The sequence below is a fragment of the Paraburkholderia sp. EG304 genome, assembly GCF_046543485.1.
GTDB lineage: Bacteria > Pseudomonadota > Gammaproteobacteria > Burkholderiales > Burkholderiaceae > Paraburkholderia > Paraburkholderia youngii.
In genome coordinates, this window is sequence record NZ_JBKGUA010000215.1 from 1 (window position 1) to 1370 (window position 1370).

Consider the following 1370-nt stretch of genomic DNA (forward strand, 5'->3'; position numbering starts at 1 on the left):
GGAGGTGTCAGGAATTTTGTGTGCCGAGGTCGGTTAAAAGATCTCAGCTCATGGCGTTCGTGAACCGCTCGCCGAACATAATGGCGAACTGATTGACTGCCTGCCGCCAGGTAATAGGCGGCATCTTCCAATCCTTTTCGATGTTGCGCAAGGCCAGATACAGCAGCTTGCTGGCGGCTTCGTCGCTGGGGAAGTGGCCGCGATTCTTCACGATCTTGCGCAACTGCATATGCATGCTCTCGATGGCGTTGGTCGTGTAGATAATTCGGCGCACTTCGGGCGGATAGGCGAAGAAGGGAATCACCTGCTCCCATTGGCGTTGCCACATCGGCGCGACCGTGGGGAATTTGCGACCCCACTCGCTTTGTGCGAAGGCCTCGAGCGCCGCTGCCGCCGCTGCGGCCGTGGCGGCCTGATAGATCGGCTTGAGCGCGGCCGCCAGCAGCTTGCGGTCCTTCCAGCCCGCCAGATTCAGCGAATTGCGGATCAAATGCACGATGCAGGTCTGGATCTGCGCGGCCGGATACACCGCCTCGATCGCTTCCGGAAAGCCGCGCAGGCCGTCCACGACCGCGATCAGAATGTCGTGCAGCCCTCGGTTCTTCAGTTCGTTGAAGACCTTCAGCCAGAATTTGGCGCCTTCGGTCTGTTCGATCCACAAGCCGAGCACTTCCTTGCGGCCGTCGGCCCGAATGCCTAGCGCCAGGTACACCGCCTTGTTCTTGACCGTGCCTTCGTCGCGGATCTTCAGCCGAAGCGCGTCGAAATACACGATCGGATACATCGCTTCGAGCGGGCGTTGCTGCCACTGCTCGACCTCGGCCAGTACTTCGTCTGTGACGGTCGAAATCAGATCAGGCGACACCTGCAGACCGTACAGCTCCAGCAAATGACCCTGGATCTCGCGCACGCTCATGCCGCGCGCGTACATGCTGATGACGTGGTCGTCAAAGCCCGGCAGGCGGCGTTGATATTTGCCGACCAGCTGGGGCTCGAACGTCGCCTGCCGATCGCGCGGAATGTCCAGCTTCAGCTCGCCGTTGGGTGTGATGACCGTCTTGGGGCTGGTGCCGTTGCGGTGATTGCCGCTCCTGCCTTGCCCGGCCTCGCTCTCCAGGTGGTGCGTCAGTTCCGCCGCGAGCATGCGCTCGGCCAGTTGCTTCTTCAGTTGGCCGGCCAGGCCTGATTCGCCCAGAATCGACTCGGTATCCTTGCTTTGCACCTGCGCCAGCAGTTGATCGATCAGCTCGTCGGGGAACAGCTTCGGCGCCTTCGGGTTCTTGCTCTTCTTGGTCACTGTTGCTTCGGTCATAGGACGTTATTTCCGTTATCGTCTCATGACCTCGGCACACTAAAAATCTGACAGGCTC

General features: G+C 60.3%; 1 protein-coding gene. It reads right to left on the bottom strand.

The features are described from left to right. Positions 1-43: 43 nt before the first annotated feature. Positions 44-1312 (bottom strand): IS256 family transposase, encoded by a 1269-nt coding sequence (locus tag ACLFKU_RS43435; RefSeq protein ID WP_410853356.1) that lies wholly within the window; start codon positions 1310-1312, stop codon positions 44-46. Positions 1313-1370: the final 58 nt, after the last annotated feature.